Origin of the sequence: Janibacter sp. GS2 (assembly GCF_051200835.1) — a bacterium.
GTDB lineage: Bacteria > Actinomycetota > Actinomycetes > Actinomycetales > Dermatophilaceae > Janibacter.
In genome coordinates this window covers 2,102,862-2,121,841 of sequence record NZ_CP195161.1, presented here as the reverse complement: position 1 = coordinate 2,121,841, position 18,980 = coordinate 2,102,862, and the positions used below count along the sequence as shown (strand labels likewise).

At 73.2% G+C, this 18,980-nt stretch carries 17 protein-coding genes; 8 read left to right on the top strand and 9 right to left on the bottom strand.

The features are described from left to right. Positions 1-56: 56 nt before the first annotated feature. Complete coding sequence (locus ACR9E9_RS10185) at positions 57-2,192, bottom strand: DNA gyrase/topoisomerase IV subunit B (RefSeq protein ID WP_435198375.1); 2,136 nt, start codon at positions 2,190-2,192, stop codon at positions 57-59. Between the two features lie 219 nt (positions 2,193-2,411). On the opposite strand from ACR9E9_RS10185, the gene ACR9E9_RS10180 reads away from it, so the two are divergent. Next, positions 2,412-2,636, top strand: coding sequence for a DUF7455 domain-containing protein (locus ACR9E9_RS10180; protein ID WP_435198374.1), 225 nt, complete (start codon positions 2,412-2,414; stop codon positions 2,634-2,636). An 11-nt stretch (positions 2,637-2,647) separates the two neighbouring features. Further along, positions 2,648-3,163, top strand: coding sequence for a DUF456 domain-containing protein (locus ACR9E9_RS10175; protein WP_435198373.1), 516 nt, complete (start codon positions 2,648-2,650; stop codon positions 3,161-3,163). A 12-nt stretch (positions 3,164-3,175) separates the two neighbouring features. On the opposite strand, the gene ACR9E9_RS10170 is transcribed toward ACR9E9_RS10175, so the two are convergent. The 6 genes from ACR9E9_RS10170 to ACR9E9_RS10145 form a co-directional block, all read right to left on the bottom strand. Continuing rightward, positions 3,176-3,622 carry a DUF3040 domain-containing protein gene (locus ACR9E9_RS10170; RefSeq protein ID WP_435198372.1) on the bottom strand — a complete coding sequence of 149 codons (447 nt, stop codon included), beginning with the start codon at positions 3,620-3,622 and terminating at the stop codon, positions 3,176-3,178. A gap of 72 nt (positions 3,623-3,694) precedes the next feature. Beyond that, on the bottom strand, positions 3,695-4,987 hold the full coding sequence (gene dinB, locus ACR9E9_RS10165) for a DNA polymerase IV (protein WP_435198371.1): 1,293 nt from the start codon (positions 4,985-4,987) through the stop codon (positions 3,695-3,697). Positions 4,988-4,997: 10 nt separating this feature from the next. Next, entirely contained in the window at positions 4,998-5,777 is a 780-nt protein-coding gene (locus ACR9E9_RS10160; protein ID WP_435198370.1) for a methyltransferase domain-containing protein, read from the bottom strand. Between the two features lie 178 nt (positions 5,778-5,955). After that, the gene (locus ACR9E9_RS10155; RefSeq protein WP_435198369.1) at positions 5,956-9,717 is read right to left on the bottom strand and encodes a DNA polymerase III subunit alpha; all 3,762 of its coding nucleotides are present in this window, start codon (positions 9,715-9,717) and stop codon (positions 5,956-5,958) included. Beyond that, positions 9,714-10,205 (bottom strand): SAV_6107 family HEPN domain-containing protein, encoded by a 492-nt coding sequence (locus ACR9E9_RS10150; protein WP_435198368.1) that lies wholly within the window; start codon positions 10,203-10,205, stop codon positions 9,714-9,716. The genes ACR9E9_RS10155 and ACR9E9_RS10150 overlap by 4 nt, the downstream gene beginning before the upstream one ends. 10 nt (positions 10,206-10,215) lie before the next feature. Further along, entirely contained in the window at positions 10,216-10,563 is a 348-nt protein-coding gene (locus ACR9E9_RS10145; protein WP_435198367.1) for a DUF6504 family protein, read from the bottom strand. A gap of 144 nt (positions 10,564-10,707) precedes the next feature. On the opposite strand from ACR9E9_RS10145, the gene ACR9E9_RS10140 reads away from it, so the two are divergent. Further along, on the top strand, positions 10,708-11,793 hold the full coding sequence (locus ACR9E9_RS10140) for a polyprenyl synthetase family protein (protein WP_435198366.1): 1,086 nt from the start codon (positions 10,708-10,710) through the stop codon (positions 11,791-11,793). Positions 11,794-11,848: 55 nt separating this feature from the next. Here ACR9E9_RS10140 and ACR9E9_RS10135 read toward each other — a convergent pair whose 3' ends face one another. Further along, positions 11,849-13,438 (bottom strand): sulfatase-like hydrolase/transferase, encoded by a 1,590-nt coding sequence (locus ACR9E9_RS10135; protein WP_435198365.1) that lies wholly within the window; start codon positions 13,436-13,438, stop codon positions 11,849-11,851. A 71-nt stretch (positions 13,439-13,509) separates the two neighbouring features. On the opposite strand from ACR9E9_RS10135, the gene ACR9E9_RS10130 reads away from it, so the two are divergent. The 5 genes from ACR9E9_RS10130 to ACR9E9_RS10110 are packed head-to-tail and all read left to right on the top strand — an operon-like array spanning position 13,510 to position 17,548. Then, positions 13,510-14,514, top strand: coding sequence for a 3-hydroxyacyl-CoA dehydrogenase NAD-binding domain-containing protein (locus tag ACR9E9_RS10130; protein ID WP_435198364.1), 1,005 nt, complete (start codon positions 13,510-13,512; stop codon positions 14,512-14,514). Further along, positions 14,511-14,915: a 6-pyruvoyl trahydropterin synthase family protein gene (locus ACR9E9_RS10125; protein WP_435198363.1), complete on the top strand. Its 405-nt coding sequence runs from the start codon at positions 14,511-14,513 to the stop codon at positions 14,913-14,915. The genes ACR9E9_RS10130 and ACR9E9_RS10125 overlap by 4 nt, the downstream gene beginning before the upstream one ends. Further along, entirely contained in the window at positions 14,912-15,967 is a 1,056-nt protein-coding gene (locus ACR9E9_RS10120) for a glycosyltransferase family 4 protein (protein ID WP_435198362.1), read from the top strand. Before ACR9E9_RS10125 ends, ACR9E9_RS10120 begins: the two co-directional genes overlap by 4 nt. Continuing rightward, positions 15,951-16,868 carry a lysylphosphatidylglycerol synthase domain-containing protein gene (locus tag ACR9E9_RS10115; protein ID WP_435198361.1) on the top strand — a complete coding sequence of 306 codons (918 nt, stop codon included), beginning with the start codon at positions 15,951-15,953 and terminating at the stop codon, positions 16,866-16,868. The genes ACR9E9_RS10120 and ACR9E9_RS10115 overlap by 17 nt, the downstream gene beginning before the upstream one ends. Then, the gene (locus tag ACR9E9_RS10110; RefSeq protein WP_435198360.1) at positions 16,865-17,548 is read left to right on the top strand and encodes a RibD family protein; all 684 of its coding nucleotides are present in this window, start codon (positions 16,865-16,867) and stop codon (positions 17,546-17,548) included. The genes ACR9E9_RS10115 and ACR9E9_RS10110 overlap by 4 nt, the downstream gene beginning before the upstream one ends. Here the strand turns inward: ACR9E9_RS10110 and ACR9E9_RS10105 are convergent. After that, positions 17,518-18,978, bottom strand: coding sequence for a CDP-alcohol phosphatidyltransferase family protein (locus ACR9E9_RS10105; RefSeq protein ID WP_435198359.1), 1,461 nt, complete (start codon positions 18,976-18,978; stop codon positions 17,518-17,520). The genes ACR9E9_RS10110 and ACR9E9_RS10105 overlap by 31 nt on opposite strands. Positions 18,979-18,980: the final 2 nt, after the last annotated feature.

Here is an 18,980-nt window from a genome sequence, read left to right as displayed (position 1 = left end):
ACCACCGGCCTCACGACGCGCCGCAGCGCGCCACCAATCGTCACCCAGCCTGTCGCTCAGGCGTCGATCCGCCCCCGGTCGAGCTGGTCGGCGGAGGAGACGATGAACTCGCGGCGGGGGTCGACGTCCTTGCCCATGAGCAGCTCGAAGACCTCCTCGGCGACCTCGAGGTCCGCGGTGGTCACGCGTCGCAGCAGCCGGTGGCGCGGGTCCATCGTCGTCTCCGCGAGCTGGTCGGCGTCCATCTCCCCCAGGCCCTTGTACCGCTGGATCGGCTGCTTGATGCTCTTGCCCTTGGCGTTCAGCGAGGCCAGCCTCTTGCGCATCTCGGCCTCGGAGTAGGTGTAGATCAGCTCGTTCTTCTTCGAGCCGGGGTTGATCACCTCGATGCGGTGCAACGGTGGCACGGCGGCGAAGACCTTGCCGGCCTCGACCAGGGGTCGCATGTACCGGAAGAAGAGGGTGAGCAGCAGCGTGCGGATGTGGGCGCCGTCGACATCCGCGTCGGTCATGATGATGACCTTCCCGTAGCGCGCGGCGTCGATGTCGAAGCTGCGACCTGACCCGGCGCCGATCACCTGGATGATCGAGGCGCACTCCGCGTTCTTGAGCATGTCTCCGACGGCGGCCTTCTGGACGTTGAGGATCTTGCCGCGGATGGGCAGCAGGGCCTGGAACTCGCTGTTGCGCGCCTCCTTGGCCGTCCCCATCGCCGAGTCCCCCTCGACGATGAAGAGCTCGGTCGCCTCGACGTCGGTGCTGCGGCAGTCCCGCAGCTTCGGGGGCAGGGTCGAGGTCTCCAGGGCGTTCTTGCGGCGCTGGGTCTCCTTGTGCAGTCGCGCCGAGATCCGCGACTTCATCTCGGAGACGACCTTCTCGAGGAGCTGGGCAGCCATCTGCTTCTCCCCGCGCTTGGGCGAGGTGAGCCGCGAGGTGAGCTCGGTCTCGAGGACCTTCGCCACGATGGCGCGTACCGCGTTGGTGCCGAGCACCTCCTTGGTCTGCCCCTCGAACTGCGGCTCGGCCAGGCGCACGGTGACGACCGCGGTCAGGCCGGCGAGGATGTCGTCCTTGTCCACCTTGTCGTTGCCGACCTTGAGCTTGCGGGCATTGACCTCGAGCTGCTTGCGGAAGACCTTCAGCAGCGCCTGGTCGAACCCGGCGACGTGGGTCCCGCCCTTGGGGGTGGCGATGATGTTGACGAAGGAGGAGACCTTGGCCTCGTAGCCGGTCCCCCACCTCAGGGCGATGTCGACGCCGCACTCGCGCTCGACCTCGGTCGGGGTCATGTGCCCCTGCGCGTCGAGCACGGGCACCGTCTCGGTGAAGGTCCCCGACCCCTCGAGTCGCCAGACGTCGGTCACCGGCTGGTCCGGCGCGAGGAAGTCGACGAACTCGCTGATGCCACCGTCGTGGTGGAAGGTCTCCTCGATCGGCTCCTCACCCCGCTCGTCGCGCACCACCAGCGTCAGGCCGGGGACGAGGAAGGAGGTCTGCCGTGCCCGGGCGGCCAGGGCCGCACCGTCGATCGTGGCGTCCTTGAGGAAGATCTGGGGGTCGGCCCAGTAGCGCACCCGGGTCCCGGTGACCCCACGCCCGGCCTTGCCGATGATGGCCAGCTCGCTGCCCTTGTCATAGGCGGTGAACTCGTGGTCCGGGGACTGCTCCCCCTTCGCGCCGGCGAGGTCGGAGAAGGTGCCGGGCTCCCCGCGGCGGAAGCTCATCGCATAGGTCTTGCCCGCACGGTCGACCTCGACGTCGAGGCGCGAGGAGAGGGCGTTGACCACGGAGGCGCCGACCCCGTGCAGACCACCGGAGGCGGTGTAGGACCCCCCACCGAACTTCCCACCGGCGTGGAGCTTGGTGTAGACGACCTCGACGCCGGTCAGCCCGGTGCGCGGCTCGATGTCGACCGGGATCCCGCGACCGTTGTCGCGCACCTCCACCGACCCGTCGGCGTGCAGGATGATGTCGATCCGGTCACCGTGCCCGCCGAGCGCCTCGTCGACCGCGTTGTCGATGATCTCCCACATGCAGTGCATGAGGCCGCGCTGATCGGTCGAGCCGATGTACATCCCCGGCCGCTTGCGGACGGCCTCGAGCCCCTCGAGCACCTGCAGGTGGTGCGCGGAGTAGTCCTGGACGGACTTGCTGCTGGCGGTCTTCTTCGCGGTCGTTGCTGCCGGAGGCACGAGGTGGGCCGGTCCTTATCGTCGGGTCGGGTGGGCTCCTCGCAGGGTAGTCCGCCGCACCGACGGCGCCCGGGAGGCGCTTGCGCGTGGTGTCGCGGACGCGCACGAGGGTGTGGAGTGCGTCACGCCACACCGAAAGGGTGCTACTCGGGAAGCCTTTGGCGTGTTTGACTGTTGTCCCAGACGTCCACGGTTTATACGCAGGAAATGAGGCAACACGTGAACGCGACTTTGGCCAGCCCCCTGACCGCAGCCGATCGCTGCGACCGCTGCGGTGCCAAGGCCTACATCCGCGCCCGTCTCCACGCGGGTGGCGAGCTGCTCTTCTGCGCCCACCACGGGCGTGAGCACATCCCGGCCCTGAAGGACCTCGCGGAGATCGAGGACGAGACCGCTCGCCTTGACGAGTCGGCTCCGGCCTCGGCTCCGGTCGAAGAGCGCTGACGCACCCTCTCGTGCTGACGCTGGCGGCCGACGCCGCCCCTGACCCCACCGGCATCACCCTGGTGGTCGGCATCGCGATCTTCGTCGTCGGCGTCATCGGTATCGTCGTCCCGGTCCTGCCCGGCCTGCTGCTCTGCGTCACCGCAGTGCTGCTGTGGGCCGGGCAGACCGGCGGCACCATCGCGTGGACCACCTTCGGGGTGGTCCTCGCGCTCTACGCGCTCGGGGTCTCGCTCCAGCTGCTCATCCCCGGTCGTCGGATGCGGCGCGAGGGCGTCGGGGGCCTGACCCTCGCACTCGGCGTCGTCGGAGCGATCATCGGGTTCTTCGTCATCCCCGGCCTCGGCCTGCCGATCGGCTTCGTCCTCGGCGTGTTCGCGGCGGAGTACCTGCGTTTTCGTGAGCTCGGCCGCGCCTGGGAGGCCACGAAGTCGGCCTTGCGCGGAGTCCTGCACAGCATGGGGATCGAGTTGGCGACCGCCTTCCTCATCGCGCTCACCTGGACCGCGGGGATCCTGCTGCACTGACGCCGGCTGGTGTCAGCCGTGGCCCTCGCGTCGGCGCTCCTCCCAGCGCTGCTCCATCCGCTCCATGAAGGTCCCCTGCTTCGGCCCCTTGGCCCTGGCGGTGGTGGCGCCGCGACCGGTCGTGGTGCCCTTGGGCCGACGCGCCGGCTTCTTCTTCACCGAGCCGTCGTCGGTGACCACACCGATCCCGCTGGAGCCCCGCGTGGGGGCCAGAGCCAGCGCGACCGCCGCGACGATGAGTACGAATCCGGCCACTCCGACCCAGAGGCTGGTGTTGATCCCGAGCAGGACGAGTCCGAGGCCTGCGAGCGCGCCGACGACACCGACGACGACGCGGCGCCGGTCCGTGCCGACGATGCGCTTCGCGCCGTTCATCTGCGACGCAAAGCGAGGATCCTCGGCCCGAATGGCCTCTTCCATCTCCTCGAGCATCTGCCGCTCACGCTCTGATAGCGCCACGGTGACCTCCCTACGCCTTCAAGTCGGACGGGCTCGGTGTCCCGGCGGTCCACAGCAACCGCCGTGGTTCTCTCAGTCTAGGTCGCTCGCCGGGCTTGCGGTAGACCGGCTCCTCGCCGACCCTGCCGGTCCTCCCCGACGCCCACCGCGATCCCCGATCAGGCTGGCCGGGCGCACGCTGCCGGCACCGAATCGCGCACTGGCACGATCGATGGCCCGGTCCGCGTCGCGCCACCCGTGCTCCGGCTCGTCGAGCGCGACCTGCACCGGCGTCGAGGCGGCCTCGCTCAGCTGCTCGACCCGCACTCCGACGAGCCGGATACGGGCGCGCTGCAGCCCGAGGGCGTCGTAGAGCTCACGCGCCATCTCGGCGATCTCCCGGGAGACGTCGGTCGGATCGCGAAGGGAGCGGGACCGGCTGATCGTCGTGAAGTCCGCGAAACGCACCTTGATGCTCACGGTGCGCCCGACGAGCCCGGCGGCCCGCAGGCGGGCGGCGACCTTGTCACCCAGGCCGAGCAGGGTGCGGTGGACGACCTGCGGGTCGTCGACGTCGTGGTCGTAGGTGCGCTCGTTGCCGATGCTGCGCTCGCGGCGCACCGGCTCGACGGACCGGGGGTCGCGGCCCCAGGCGAGGTCGTGCAGGTGCGCGCCCGTGGCCGCCCCGAGTGCCCGCACGAGGGTCTCGCGCGGGGTGTGGGCGATGTCGGCGACGGACTTCAGACCGAGCCGGGCCAGGGCCTCCTCGGTCTTGTCCCCCACGCCCCACAAGGCACCGACGGGCAGCTGCTGGACGAAGGTGACGACCTCCGCGGCCGGGATGACGAGCAGCCCGTCGGGCTTGGCGAGGGAGGAGGCGAGCTTCGCGACGAACTTCGTGCTCGCGACACCGACGGAGCAGGTGATCCCCTGCTCGTCGGCGACGGTGTCGCGGATGCGCTGGGCGATCGTCTCCGGCGAGCCCATGAGGCGGACGGCGCCGGCGACGTCGAGGAAGGCCTCGTCGAGGCTGAGCGGCTCGACGAACGGGGTGATGTCGGCGAAGGTCGCCATGACCGCCGAGGAGATGCGGGAGTAGAGCTCGTGGTCCGGCGCGAGGATGGTCGCCTGCGGACACAGGCGCCGGGCGCGACCCATGGGCATCGCCGAGGCCACGCCGAAGGCGCGTGCCTCGTAGGTGGCAGAGAGCACGACACCGCGGGTGCCCCCGCCGACGATGACGGGGGTGCCGACGAGATCGGGCCGAGCGAGCAGGGAGGCGCCGGCGTAGAAGGCGTCCATGTCGACGTGCAGGATCGTGCACCCGGTGTCGTCCGGGGGGACCTGACCGGCCCGTGGTGGGGGCCGGAACTGACGCCGGCTCATGGTGATCCGATCAGTCGCGGCGGGCGATGAGGTGCATCGCGGCGCCGAGCGCGGAGAGCCCGATGTGCCCGTCGTCGTCCGCGGCGAGCTCCTCGAGCTCGAGCAGCGCCTGCCGGTCGGCCTCGGCGTCGACGTACTCGTGCGGGACGAGGTCGCTGAAGATGCGCACGCCGCGCGCGCCGAGGGTGGTAAAGCCCGTGCGGGTGAGCATCTCGGCGAGGTCGCTGCGGTCGAAGCGGCGCGGCACCGGGTCCTCCTCACCCCACCGACCGTCCTCGCTCGTCAGAGCGGCCCGCGCCTGGTCGAAGCGACCGGCGAGCGCCCTGGCGAAGACGGCGGCGACGCGCTGGGCGGTGACCAGGGAGAGGTGACCGCCGGGCGCGAGCACCCCGGCGATGAGGCTGAGGGTGCGCTCCGGGTCGTCGACGTACTCGAGGGCGCCGTGGCAGCTGAGCAGATCGATCGACCCGGGGGTGATCGTCGAGGCGAGGGAGTCGGCGTCGCCCTGGACGGCGGTGACCCGTGCGGAGGCGCTGGACTCCTCCGCGCGACGGGCGAGGGAGGCGAGGGCATCGGCATTGGGGTCGACGACGATGACGGAGTGCCCCTGTTCGGCGAGCGCGACGGCGAGGCCGCCGGTGCCACCACCGAGGTCGAGGACGCGAAGGGGGCGGGAGAGCTCACTGCGCCGGGACTCGCTGAGCGCGTGCAGCTGGGTCCAGACCGCAGCGGTGCGCACACCGTCCTCGACGCTGCTGGCATCTCGGCGCCATGGTCGCTCGTCGTTCACGATCGCTCCTGATCCTGTGGGTGCTCGATCGCCCGCTCCGGACCGGGTGACGGTCGCGGACGGGTACCTCAACCCTAGTCGCCTGCCCCGACACGTCGCCCCGGGTCGATGTCCGGGCGAGCTCCAGGGCGCCCGGAGGAACATCGACCCGGATCAGCATGACTCGCGGCGGGGGACATCAGTGGCCCGAGCTGCCGGGCGAGGAGTGCCACAGCTTGCGCGGGGGCTCGACACCGGTGCCGGCGGGGCGGGTGTCGGCCCACGGGGACTGCCGGAAGCCGGAGGCGTGGACGAGGACCCGGTGCCCTTCGGGTTGCCGGTGGGCGGCATCACGAGCGCGAGCGAGCTCATCGGCCTCGTCGAGCGCGGCATGCACGGCCTGGATCCCGCCGCGCTGCCAGGCATCCCACAGCGTCGACAGCTCCCACGCCCCGGTGGCGAGCACGGAGACCCCCTTGTCCCCCGCCCGACGCACGGTGCCGCGCACGAGGAGCAGCCAGGAGTGGAAGATCGTCGCCGCATAGGGCCCTTGGGCGTCCTCGAAGAAGGTCGCGTCCACCGGCCCGGTCGAGTCGTCGACGGTGAGGAAGACCACCCGGCGGCCGGAGCGGATCGGCGGGGTCTGGGTGGCGACCTTGACCCCGGCCGTGAGGATCTCGGCATTGCTGCGCACCGAGAGCAGGTCGGCGCTGCGGGTCACCCCGAGCGCCCGGAGCATCGGCGCGTAGAACTCCATGACGTGCCGGGAGGCATCGAGCCCGAGGATCTCCAGCTCGGCGCTCACCTGGTCGGGGACCGTCATCTCCGGCAGGCCGGCCCCCTCGCCGAGCTGCGGGGAGTCCCCGAGGTCGAGGGTGAGCTGGCTGTCGACCGGCGTGGTCGCCGTCGTGCGCACCTGCTGCTCGCCGGGTCCTCCCTTCGCCCACGAGGGCACGGCGGGGCTGCCGGCACGCCGGCTGCGGGAGCGGGAGCCGCTCGCCCGGGACCAGCGGTCGAGCTCGGCGACGTGCAGCAGCAGGTCCCGTCGGGTCAGCCGTCCACGGTGCCCGAGCCCGGGGCCCCCGCTGCCCGCGCCGGTGCCGTGCACGGAGTCGAAGGCACCGATGAGGATCAACCGCTCGACGACCGGCCGGCTCACCCGGGCCCGCTGCCAGAAGTCGGCGATCGAGTCGTACGGCGCCCCGGCGACGACGCGGGCGATCTCCCCTTCGCTCATGCCCTTGACGTCGGCGAGGGAGAGTCGGATGCCCCACCCCGACCCGTCGGGCAGGTCGGGATCGGCCGGCGGCGAGCCGGTCACCGGCGCCCGCTCGATGCGGTACTCCCCCGTGCTCGCGTTGACGTCGACCCCGAGGACGACGATCCCGAGGGAGCGCGCCTCCTCGAGGAGCAGCCGCTTGGGATACATGCCCGGGTCGTGCGTGAGCACCCCGGCGAGGAAGGCCGCCGGGTGGTGGGTCTTGAGCCAGGCGGACTGGTAGGTCGGCATGGCGAAGGCCGCGGCGTGCGCCTTGCAGAACCCGAAGGAGGCGAAGGCGGCGAGCACCGCCCAGATCCGCTCGACGTCCTGCGGTGGGTACCCGCGCGCGGCGGCCGCCGGACGCCACCAGACCTCGATCCGGGCCTGCCCGTCGGGGTGACCCATCGTGCGCCGCACCTCGTCGGCCTGGGCGAGGGTGACCCCGGTCGTCTCGGCGATGATCCGCAGCATCTGCTCGTGGAAGACGACGACGCCCTCGGTCTCGGCGAGCGCCGGGACGAGCCGGTCGTGGAGGAACTGCGGCCGCGACCACCCGTGCCGGGCCTCGAGGAAGGGGCGGATCATGTCCGACTTCACCGGCCCGGGGCGAAAGAGGGAGATGTCGATGACGAGGTCCTCGAAGGCCGTCGGGGCGAGCTTGCCGACGAGCTCGCGCTGGCCCGGGCTCTCGATCTGGAAGCACCCGAGGGTGCGGGTCGTGCGGATCATCGCGAAGGTCGCGGGGTCGTCGAGGGGGACGTCCTCCCGGTCGTCGAGGTCGACCCGCTCCCCCTCGAGGCGCTCGACCTCCGAGACCGCGTGCGCCATCGCCGACTGCATCCGGATGCCGAGGACGTCGAGCTTGAGCAGCCCGAGCGCCTCGACGTCGTCCTTGTCGAACTGGCTCATCGGGAACCCGAGCCAGCTCGACTCGACCGGCGTGCGGTCGAGCAGCCCCCCGTCGGAGAGGACCACCCCGCACGGGTGCAGGGCGATGTGCCGGGGCAGCCCGTCCAGGTGCTCGACGAGGTCGAGGAGGGCACCCATCCGGTGGTCGTCCCGCCCACCGAGCCCCCGCGTACGCAGCTCGGGCAGCTCGGCGAGCGCGCTGCGCACGTCCCTGGCCCGGATGTGCGGGAAGGCCTTGGCGACCTGGTCGACCTCCGCCGGTGGGATGCCCAGGGCCGCGCCGACGTCGCGGATCGCGTGCCGGGCCTTGTAGGTGTCCATCATCGACACGCAGGTCACCCGGTCACGGCCGAAGCGCTCGAGGATCCGCTCGTACATCTCGGTGCGGCGGGCGGACTCGACGTCGATGTCGATGTCCGGCAGCTGCGCCCGCAGCGGTGAGCAGAAGCGCTCCATGAGCAGGTCGTGCCGGATCGGGTCGATGGCGCTGATCCCGAGCAGGTGGTTGACGAGGCTGCCCGCCCCGGAACCGCGGGCGGCCACCCGCACCCCGGCGTTGACGATGAGGTCGACGACCTCGGCGACGGTCAGGAAGTAGGTCGGGTACCCGAGCGCCGCGATGACGTCGAGCTCGTCCGCCAGCCGCTCCTCGACCTGGCGCAGCAGCGCCGGTGCGGCATCCGGGTAGCGCGCACCGACGGCCGCCCGGCAGCGCTGGGTGAGCACCGCCTGGGGGTCCTCGTCGGGCTCCAGGCCGAGGATGTGGGCCTCCGGCAGGTGGACCCGACCGATCCCGAGGTCCTTGCGCTCCTCCTGGACGCACTCCAGGGCCACCCTGTTGGTCGCCTCGAGGAGCGCCTCGGCCCGCTGCCGCGGGCTCGCGCAGCCGAAGCCTCCGGCCCCGCCACCGAGGACGCTCGTCACCCGGTGTGCGGTCGCTGCCATCGTCGGGCCGTCGGCGAGGTGACCGGCATCGGTGACCCGGTCGAGGTGGCGGGTCTCGAGGACGACGAGTCGTCGGGTCGCGTCGAGCACATCGGCGACGGCCGCGTCCTCCGGACGCAGGTGCCGTGCCGCGGCGGTGAGCACGGCCGGGGTGCCGGTCGCGTCCGCGAGCCCGAGCAGGTGTGCGGCGTGGCCGGTCGACGCGGGCGACCCGGGCGGACCACCGTGGGCGACGACCTCGATGGCCACGGCACCCGGGGGCAGCAGCCGGCGCCAGGCCGCGAGCCGCTGCCGGGCGATGTCGGGTCGGCGGGCGAGCAGGGCGGCACCGACGTCGGAGGCCGGACCGAGCAGGACGAGCAGCGGTGCCGGGTCCTCCGGCCCCGGGGCGGCGGCGTGCCGGGCGATCATCCGGGCCTCGGCGACCGCCTCACCACGCTCCCCGGTGAGGTGGACCTCGCTCACGAGGCGGCACAGGCGGGCCCACCCGATGCCGTGCGGCACCCCCGCCCCGGCCCCGCGGGCGAGCACGGTGACCCGCGGGTGCCGGGGGTCGACCTCGGCGCCGCCCCGCACCGGGGTCCGGGGGGCGGTGCGCCCCTGCCGTCCGGTGGGCGCGTGCCCGGTCGGGGGCCCACCGACGGCCAGGTCGACCCCGAGCACCGGCGCGACACCGGCCGCGCTCGCCGCGCGGACGAATCGGACCGCCCCGTAGAGACCGTCGCGGTCGGTGAGGGCGAGCGCGTGCTGGCCGAGCTCGGCGGCCCGGGAGACGAGGTCCTCCGGCTGGGTCGTGCCATGACGAAGGGAGAAGCCCGAGGCCACGTGCAGGTGGGCGAAGCTCATCCGCGCTCCTCCAGGCTCTCCACGGGCGCCGTCAGCGAGACGAGGTCCCCGGTGACGGGGACCTCGGGCAGACCGAGGGTCCCGGCGACGAGCTGGACGAACTCCTCCCCCTGACGCAGCAGGTCGTCGACCTCACGCACGCTCATCGACCCGCCCCCGGCGCTGCCGGGACGGGAGCCGTCGGGCAGCACGGACGCGAAGAAGTCCGCCCACTCGGTCAGCTCGGGAGCCACCCGTGGGAGCAGTCGCCACATGTCGACGGGACCCGACGAGCGCACTCCCGCCGGCCCCCCGGCTCCCGGCAGGCGGGGGCGTCCCCGGACGGCGAGCACCGCAGCGGCGGCGCGGAGCACGGCCAGCCTGGCCCCGGCGCTGCGACCGTGGACCGTGCGGGACCAGTGCGCATTCGCCAGGCTCTCGGCGGCGGCCGAGAGGAGGTCGACGGCGCCGTCGACCCGGTCGGGGTGCAGCAGTGGTGCAGCAGCCATCGTCACCACCTCAGTCCTGGGTCCGCAGCAACAGCCACGCCGGGGCCCGCGCCACGGTGTCACCGGCGCTGTCCGCCCCCAGGTCGTAGACCCCCGGCGGGCTGCTGCGTCCCCGGCTGGCCGAGACCCGCCACACCTCCCGGGCGAGCGGGACCTGCGACAGCGGCCGCTCGGCGGTCGACCGCCACCAGGGGCGCCGCTCCTGCCAGTGGTCGACGACCTCGGTCACCCGGTAGAGCCGGCCCCGCCACACGAACTGCTCGGGGGCCGCGCTCTCCTCACCGGGCTGACACCCCGCCCCCGTCCGCTGCGGCTCGGCGCACCGCACCTCGATGGGCTCCTCGACCAGTCGGACCATGACCACTCCCTTGCTCGAACACCTGTTCGAACAACAGTAGCCCGAGGGTCGGACACCGCGTCAAGACGGCTCACGTAGGCTGGTCGTCGATCGCCCGAGGCGGACGAGACGCCACCGCCCCTCCCCTTCGCGACTGGAGCACACGTGCCGCACCCGCTGGACCGGGCCGACCTGCGTACGCGGGTCCAGACCCGTCTGGATGCCGAGCTCGACCGCTGGGAGTGCGAGCTCGCCGAGATCGGCCCCGACGTCATCGACCTCATCGGACCGGTGCGGGCCCTCCTGCAGGGTGGCAAGCGCCTGCGTGCCGGCTTCGCCTACTGGGGCTGGCGGGCCGCTGGGCGCGAGGACCACGAGGGCGCCATCTCCCTGGCCACCTCGATGGAGTTCTTCCAGGCCGCGGCGCTCGTCCACGACGACGTCATGGACGACAGCGAGACCCGTCGCGGCAAGCCGGCGATGCACCGTGCCCTCGCCCGGACCCACGACGGTCGCGGGTGGCACGGGGATGCGGAGCGCTTCGGCACCGCCGGCGCCATCCTCGCCGGCAACCTCTGCCTCGGGTGGTGCGACGACCTCTTCACCGACTCCGGCCTGCCCGCGCCGTCGCTGACCGCCGCCCGCCCGGCCTTCGAGCGGATGCGCAGCCAGCTCATGGCCGGGCAGTTCCTCGACATCGTCACCTCGATGCGCCCGTGGCACCGGCTCGACGACGCCGAGCGGATCGAGCGCGCCCGCCAGGTCATCCGCTACAAGAGCGCCAAGTACTCCGTCGAGCACCCCCTGCTCATCGGCGCGACCGCCGGCGGGGCCTCGGCGCCGGACCTCGACGCGCTCTCCCGCTACGGGCTCGCGCTCGGCGAGGCCTTCCAGCTGCGCGACGACGTGCTCGGCGTCTTCGGCGATCCGGAGGTCACCGGCAAGCCGGCCGGCGACGACCTGCGTGAGGGCAAGCGGACCGTGCTCATCGCCCGCGCGCTCGCCGGGGCCGACGACCGCGCGACGGCGCGCATCGACGCGTGGCTCGGCGACCCCCTCCTCGGCGCCGAGGAGGTCCGCGCCTTCCAGCAGCTGCTCGTGGACACCGGGGCGCTCGAGGGCGTCGAGTCCGACATCGCGCACGGCGCGGACGCGGCCCGCGCAGCCCTCGACCAGGCCACCGGCGTGGCCGACCCGGCCCGCGGGGTGCTCACCGACCTCATCGACACCACCACCGCCCGCAGCACCTGAGGCCCGGCGGGATCGCGCCGTGACGACCACACCACGACGGCCCGTGCTCGAGGGCTCAGGGAGCCGACCCGGAGAAGGCCGCGAAGAACCGGTCCCGGAACGCGTCCATCCGCCACACCGGTGAGTCCGGTCGGGGCGTCATCCCGGGTGTCCACCCCCACCCGTCGACCCGGTCCAGCACGCCGGTATCAGGGGCGATGATCGTCACGGGCACGTCGTGGCTCGGGTCCGTGCCGGTGACCTCGCTCCACGGCTGGTGATCCCCCACGAGCACGACGACGAGGTCGGGGTCCGGCTGGGCCGCGACCAGGGAGACCAGCGACTGCAGCGAGTACCCGATCGACGCGGCGTAGCGCGAGCGCACGTCATCGGGCCCGCCCGCCGCACAACCGGGCATGCAGGCATGGACGGACCCGTCCCCCACCTCCTCCGTCGGCACCAGGGGCGGCGGCTGCGGCCACGGGTGGTGGCTCGACACGAGATCGATCTGGGCCATGACCGGAGCACCCTCGCCGGCGAGCACCGACCGCCAGAACCACGAGAGGGTGTACTGGTCCGGGACGTCCCCCCACCCGAGGGAGGGCCCCCGGTAGTCCAGGTCGCGCGCACCCAGCATCCGATCGAAGCCGTAGAAGGATCGTCCCTCGGGCCAGCCCTCCTCCACCGCCGGCAGCACGAAGCTCGTGCGCCAGCCCGCGTCCTCGAAGGCGCTCGTGAGCGTCGTCCGCTCGGTCGGCAGCAGCTGCTCGTACCGCCGGTCGCTGTCCACCCACAGCCCGGACTGCAGGGTCGAGTGCGCCAGCCACGACCCCGCCCCGACCGTCGGCGACGTCAGGTAGGCACTGCGTGCCTCGAAGCCGGCCTCCGCCAGCTCCCCGGTACCGGCCTCGAGGACGGGAGTGACCCCCTTCGCCAGCTCGGGGTCGGTGACGGCCGCCCGGCCGTAGCTCTCGACGAAGACGAGCAGCACGTCCTTGCCCCGCAGCCCGCTCAGCAGCTGCGTGCGACCGGCCGGCGGGTCGTCGGCGATGGCCTCGGCAAAGACCTCCGCGTCCCGGTGGTCGGCAAAGCCACCGACGACGTGGTCGCGCACCAGGTCGCTCGTGGCGTTCGATGCGACGTCACCGCCTGCCACCTGCACCCCCACCAGCGCGCCGGGGACCCACACGAGCACCGCCACGACCAGCGTGGCCACGGACGCGTCGCGGTGGTCGGTCACCACCTGGGCCACCCGCGCCACGGCCCGCACGAGGAGGAGGACGACGAGGGCCGTGACGAGCACGAGGAGGACGACGACGCCCACGGCCCACGCCCGGCCCGACCCGTCCTCGACCAGCTCGAAGCCCCGTCCGAGGCCGGCGAGGTCATCGAGCGCCCGGAAGCGACGGTCCAGCACTGCGGAGAAGCCGATGTCCAGGGTCTTGATGACGACGACCACGGCGAGCCCGACACCGAGGAGGGGCACCGCCGCGCGTCGGGCCCGGGCGGGCAGGACGAGCAGCACGCCCGTGATGACCAGCCCCACCAGCGGGATCCGCACGAAGGCCCCGGGGGACATCGCGGACAGCGACGACGGCAGCACGAGCGCGAACCAGATCAGGGCGCAGGCCAGCACGCTCCCTGCCCTCGCTCTGACCTGACCCATGGCGCCTCCGTGGCCTTACGATACGAGGACAGGCACGGTCAGCGGCAGCCGCCGCTCCAGGAGGTGGTGGCGTGGACGCCCCGGCCCAGGACGCGCGCGCCTTCTGGGTGGTCGAGCCCGGCCGTGGCGAGATCCGCTCCGAACCCCTGCCCGAGCCCGGCCCCGACGAGGTCCTCGTCCGGGCCCTCTGCTCGGGGGTCAGCCGCGGCACCGACACCCTCGTCTTCCGCGGCGAGGTGCCGCCGGACCAGCAGACGATCATGCGCGCCCCGTTCCAGCAGGGCGACTTCCCCGGCCCGGTCAAGTACGGCTACCTCGGCGTCGGGGTCGTCGAGCGCGGCCCCGCTCGGCTGCGTGGACGCACGGTCTTCTGCCTGCACCCCCACCAGACCCGCTACGTCGTCCCGGCCGATGCGGTCGTCCCCGTCCCCGAGGACGTCCCGCCGGAGCGGGCGGTCCTCGCCGGGGCGATGGAGACCGCGGTCAACGCCCTGTGGGACGCCCCGCCGCTCATCGGCGACCGGGTCACGGTTGTCGGCGCCGGGATGATCGGGTGCTGTGTCGCCGCACTGCTCGCCCGCATCCCCGGCGTCGAGGTCACCCTCGTCGACGTGGACGCCTCCCGTGCGGCCGTGGCGCAGGCGCTGGGGACCCCCTTCGCCCTGCCGGAGGAGGCGAAGGGGGGTCAGGACCTCGTCGTCCACACGAGTACGTCCTCGGCCGGGCTGCAGCTGTCCCTGGACCTGTTGCGCTTCGAAGGAACCGTGCTCGACCTCAGCTGGTACGGCACCCGCACCGTTGATCTGGCCCTCGGCGGCGCCTACCACTCCGGGCGGCTGCGGCTGCGCTCCAGCCAGGTGGGCAGCGTGGCCACCGCCCGCCGCGGGGTGCGCTCCCCGGCCGAACGCAGGGCACTGGCCCTGGAGCTGTTGCGGGATCCGGGGTTCGACGTCCTGCTGACGGGTCGCTCCCCCTTCGCCGACCTGCCGCGGGTCATGGCCGGGCTGGCCGACGGGCGGATCCCGGCTCTGTGCCACATCGTCACCTATGACCGAGACGACCTGGAGGAGCGATGAGTGCCGTGTTCGGTGTCACCGTGCGGGACCACATGATGATCGCCCACAGTCTGCGCGGGGAGGGCTTCGGCCCGGCGCAACGCCTGCACGGGGCGACGTACGTCGTCGACGCGTGCTTCCACAGCACCTCCCTCGACGCCGACGGGGTCGTCGTCGACCTCGGTCGCGCCGCCGACGAGCTGCGGGCCGTCCTGGCGGACATGAACTACCGCAACCTCGACGAGGAGTCCGCGTTCGCCGGACGCAACACGACCACCGAGGCCCTGGCCCTCGTCGTCGCCGAGCGACTCGCGACCCGGGTGGCCGACGGGGGGTTCGGGTCGGCGGATCACCTGACGAGGATCACCGTCACCCTGCACGAGTCCCACATCGCCTCCGCCAGCTGCGAGCTGGAGCTGTGACCACGATCCACATCCTGCTCCCGGGGGACGTCGACGACCCGCGCCACCCCAGCGGCGGCAATGTCTACGACCGCGAGGTGTGCACCGGTCTGACCGAGCTCGGGTGGACGGTGCGCGAGCACCCGGTGAGCGGGTCCTGGCCCCACCCCGAGCCGGAGGCACGGGCGCACCTGGCGACCGTCCTCGGCGCCGTCCCCGACCACTCGGTGGTCCTCATGGACGGCCTGCTCGCGACCGCCGCCCCGACGCAGACCGCCGTGGCGGGGGGCCGGCTGCGGCTGGTCGTGCTCGCGCACATGGTCGGCGCGCACCAGGACGCCCCGGCGGAGCGGAGCGCGCTGACGGCCGCGAGCGCGGTCATCGCCACGAGCGCCTGGACCCGTGGCCAGCTGATCGGCCGGCACCCACTGCCCGCCGAGCGCGTGCACGTGGCCGAGCCGGGGGTCCACCCGGCCGAGCTCGGCGCCGGCAGCGCCGCGGGCGGACGGCTGCTGTGCGTGGGGGCGGTCTCGCACGCGAAGGGCCACGACATCCTCCTCCACGCCCTGGCGTCGATCCGCGACCTGCCCTGGCGGTGCACCTGCGTCGGCCCGCTCGATCGCGACCCGGGTGCGGCGCGCCCCCTGCCGGACCTGGCCGAGGATCTCGGTCTCGCCGCCCGGGTCACCCTCACCGGCCCGCTCGTCGGCGCCGATCTCGACGAGCAGTACGCCCACGCGGACCTGCTGGTCCACCCCACCCGCACCGACGCGTACGCGATGGTCGTCACCGAGTCGCTCGCCCGCGGGGTGCCCGTGCTGGCCTCCGACGTGGGCGGGGTGCCGCTGGCCATGGGGCGCGGTCCCGACGGCGACCGGCCGGGAGTGCTCGTGCCTCCCGGTGACGGCGGGGCCCTCGCCCTGGCCCTGCGTCGCTGGCTCGCCGACGCCGACAGGCGCGAGCGGTGGCGGGCCGCGGCGCGCGGGCGCAGAGCGACACTGGCGCCCTGGCGGGAGACGGTCTCCCGTGTGGCGCACGTCCTGAGCGGGGTGGCGGATGAGCCGCACCGCTGACTCCCGCTGGCTGCCGTGGGGCCGCTCGGCGATCGGCGTGGTCATCCTCGTGGTGCTCCTCGTGCAGGTGGGCGCCGGGCCCTTCGTGGCGGCCCTGACCGACGTCAGCGGGTGGGCGCTGGCGGCCGCGCTCGTGCTCACCGCGGTGACCACGGTCTGCTCCGCGTGGCGGTGGCGCGTGGTCGCGACCGCCCTGGGCGTCGGGATCGGACTGCCTGCCGCCGTCGCCGCGTACTACCGGTCGCAGTTCCTCAACTCCGTCCTCCCCGGCGGAGTCCTCGGTGACGTCCACCGCGCCGTGGGCCACGGCCACGATGTGCGGATGATGGGAAGGGGGGTCCGCTCCGTGGTCTGGGAGCGCAGCCTCGGTCAGGTGGTCCAGGTGGCGCTGACCGTGGTGCTGCTGGTGCTCCTGCCCTCGCCGGTGCAGGGGCTGGTGGTCATCGCCGGCGTCGGTCTGGTGGTCGCGGGGTCGGCCGTCGCGCTCGTGCGCGTCGTCGGGGTGCTCGTCGACGACCTGCACCGCATCCTCGGCGCCCGGGGGGCGGCGGCCGGCATCGGTCTCACCTCGTGCGTCGTCGTGCTCGGTCACGTCGCGGTCCTCCTCGTCGCGATGGCGGCGGCCGGGGTCGAGGAGCCCCTCGCCAGCCGTGTCGCCCTGGCGCTGATCGTGCTCCTGGGCGCGGCGATCCCGGCGAACATCGCCGGGTGGGGGCCGCGCGAGGGCGTCGCGGCCTGGGCCTTCGCGGCGGCGGGACCCGGCGCGGCTGCCGGGGTGAGCGTGGCCGTCCTCTACGGGCTCCTCACGCTCGTGGCGACCCTCCCGGGTGCGCTCCTCCTCGTCACCGGCCCACGCTCGCCCCGGCGCGAGCCCCGAGTCGAGGAGGTCACCCCGCGATGAGGCCCTACACGACCCTCAGCTGCGCGGTCTCCCTCGACGGCTACCTCGATGACGCGTCGCCGGAGCGGATGATCCTGTCCAACGACGCCGACTTCGACCGGGTCGACCAGGTCCGTGCCGAGAGCGACGCGATCCTCGTCGGTGCCGGGACGCTGCGGCGGGACGACCCGCGCCTGCTCGTGCGCAGCCCGGACCGGGTGTGCGACCGGCTCGCAGCGGGACGCACCGCGTCCCCGATGAAGGTGACCGTGACCGAGCGGGCCGAGCTGGATCCGCAGGCGCACTTCTTCACCCGGGGGGAGGTCGACAAGCTCGTCTACTGCGGGGGTGACGGTGTCGACGAGGCACGGGCGCGGATCGGGCGCTCGGCGACGGTGATCGACGGTGGCCGGCCGGTGAGCATGGGGGCGGTGTGCGCCGACCTGGCCCGACGGGGTGTCGAGCGCCTGCTCGTGGAGGGAGGGGGCACGGTGCTGACGCAGTTCCTCGTCGAGGGGTTGGCCGACGAGATGCACCTGGTCATGGCGCCCTTCCTCGTCGGCGACTCGCGGGCGCGCCGGTTCGTCGACGACGGGCACTTCCCGTGGCGGAGGGACTCCCCCGCGCACCTGGTCGAGGCTCGCGCCATCGGTGACGTGGTGCTGCTGCGCTACGCGCTGTCCGAGCGGTGCCCGGGCTGAGCGACCGCGACGATCGCGAACTTGCGGATCCGGCCGGTGTGCAACCACTCGCTCCAGAGGCGGTGGGACGCCAGCAGGCTCTCGAGCTGCTCGGGCCCGCTCTGCCCGGCGATCGCCGACTCGTGCGTCGCGAACCCGGCCAGGAGCGAGTCGACCACGTCGCGGTGGGCCCCGCTGTGCTCCTGCTGCCAGGTCACCGCGAAGCCGCTCCGCTCGAGCAGCTCGTGCAGGTGGGTCAGGGGGATCGGCCAGACGGTGTCGGCGGCGGGCATGGCCGCGCGCTCCTCCTCGGTCAGGGGGTCACCCTCCTCGACGGTGCAGGCGAAGCGCCCTCCGGGCGTCAGTGCGGATCGGATCTCGCGCAGCAGGGTCTCCTTGTCACGGAAGGCGAGCATCGTCTCCAGGAGGAGGACCACGTCGACGGGTCCTCGTGGCAGGGGCGGGATCTGGCCGGTGTCGTAGCGGCAGGTCAGCTCACCGACCCGCGCGCGGGCTGTCGCCACCGCCGGCCCGCTGGCGTCCACGCCGAGCAGGTCGCACCCGAGCTCGCGGGTGATGAGGCGCCCGGGGCCCCCTTCGCCGCAACAGAGGTCGAGCACGCGAGTCCCGGCGGTGATGCCGGCCGCGGCCGCCAGCCCGCGGATCTCGCTCGCCGTCATGAAGCCCTGCTGGTCGACGAACTCCCCGGCGCCGTAGCCGGATCGTCGAGCGCCCCGGAGGGCGTCCTCGGTGTGGCCGCGGTGGCGGCACAGCCACCGGACGTCGCGCCCGAAGGACTCCGCGACGAGCGCGAGGCCGAGGCCGAGAGCGATGTCGATGACCGGTGACGGGACGACTCCTGCCGTCGCGACGACGAGGACGATGCTCGTGACGGCGGTGACGACCTTGCGCCAGTACCGCGGCGGCAGCTGCGCACGCATCCACGGCAGGAACCAGCCGGCCACGGCGAAGACGTAGCGTGCCAGGCCGATCCCGAGCACCCACCACCCGAGCGTCGGTGCGACCCAGGCGCAGAGGACGAGCATGAGCGCGGCGTCGGCCTCACCGTCGGCGTGCGCACCGAAGGGGGACGCGGTCCCGGTCCGCCGCGCCACCCAGCCGTCGACGAGGTCGAGGGACAGCGAGAGGGCCGCGAGGACGGTGATGCCGGCGGTCCACGGGGAGGTGTCCAGGAGTGCACCCGCGAGCACCGAGGCGACGACCAGCGCGGCCACCGAGCAGGTGAGGGTGGCCCGGGTGAGGGTCACCAGATCGGCCGGGCCGAGGACGTCGTCGCTGCGGCGTACCCCGCGTACCACGAGGGTGTCCAGTACCAGTGCGCTCGCGCCGGCCACGACCCATCCGGTCGGTCCCCACCCGGTGATGAGCCCGATCCCGCCCAGCAGGAGCACCTGCGGGAGCAGCAGCATCGAAGCCGCCCGGAGAGTCACCT

Coding starts and splice junctions, on each gene's coding strand:
- ACR9E9_RS10115 (WP_435198361.1), top strand. CDS start 15,951: ATGAGCCGCACCGCTGACTCCCGCTGGCTGCCGTGGGGCCGCTCGGCG.
- dinB (WP_435198371.1), bottom strand. CDS start 4,987: ATGAGCCGGCGTCAGTTCCGGCCCCCACCACGGGCCGGTCAGGTCCCC.
- ACR9E9_RS10135 (WP_435198365.1), bottom strand. CDS start 13,438: ATGGGTCAGGTCAGAGCGAGGGCAGGGAGCGTGCTGGCCTGCGCCCTG.
- ACR9E9_RS10150 (WP_435198368.1), bottom strand. CDS start 10,205: ATGGCTGCTGCACCACTGCTGCACCCCGACCGGGTCGACGGCGCCGTC.
- ACR9E9_RS10110 (WP_435198360.1), top strand. CDS start 16,865: ATGAGGCCCTACACGACCCTCAGCTGCGCGGTCTCCCTCGACGGCTAC.
- ACR9E9_RS10145 (WP_435198367.1), bottom strand. CDS start 10,563: ATGGTCCGACTGGTCGAGGAGCCCATCGAGGTGCGGTGCGCCGAGCCG.
- ACR9E9_RS10125 (WP_435198363.1), top strand. CDS start 14,511: ATGAGTGCCGTGTTCGGTGTCACCGTGCGGGACCACATGATGATCGCC.
- ACR9E9_RS10155 (WP_435198369.1), bottom strand. CDS start 9,717: ATGAGCTTCGCCCACCTGCACGTGGCCTCGGGCTTCTCCCTTCGTCAT.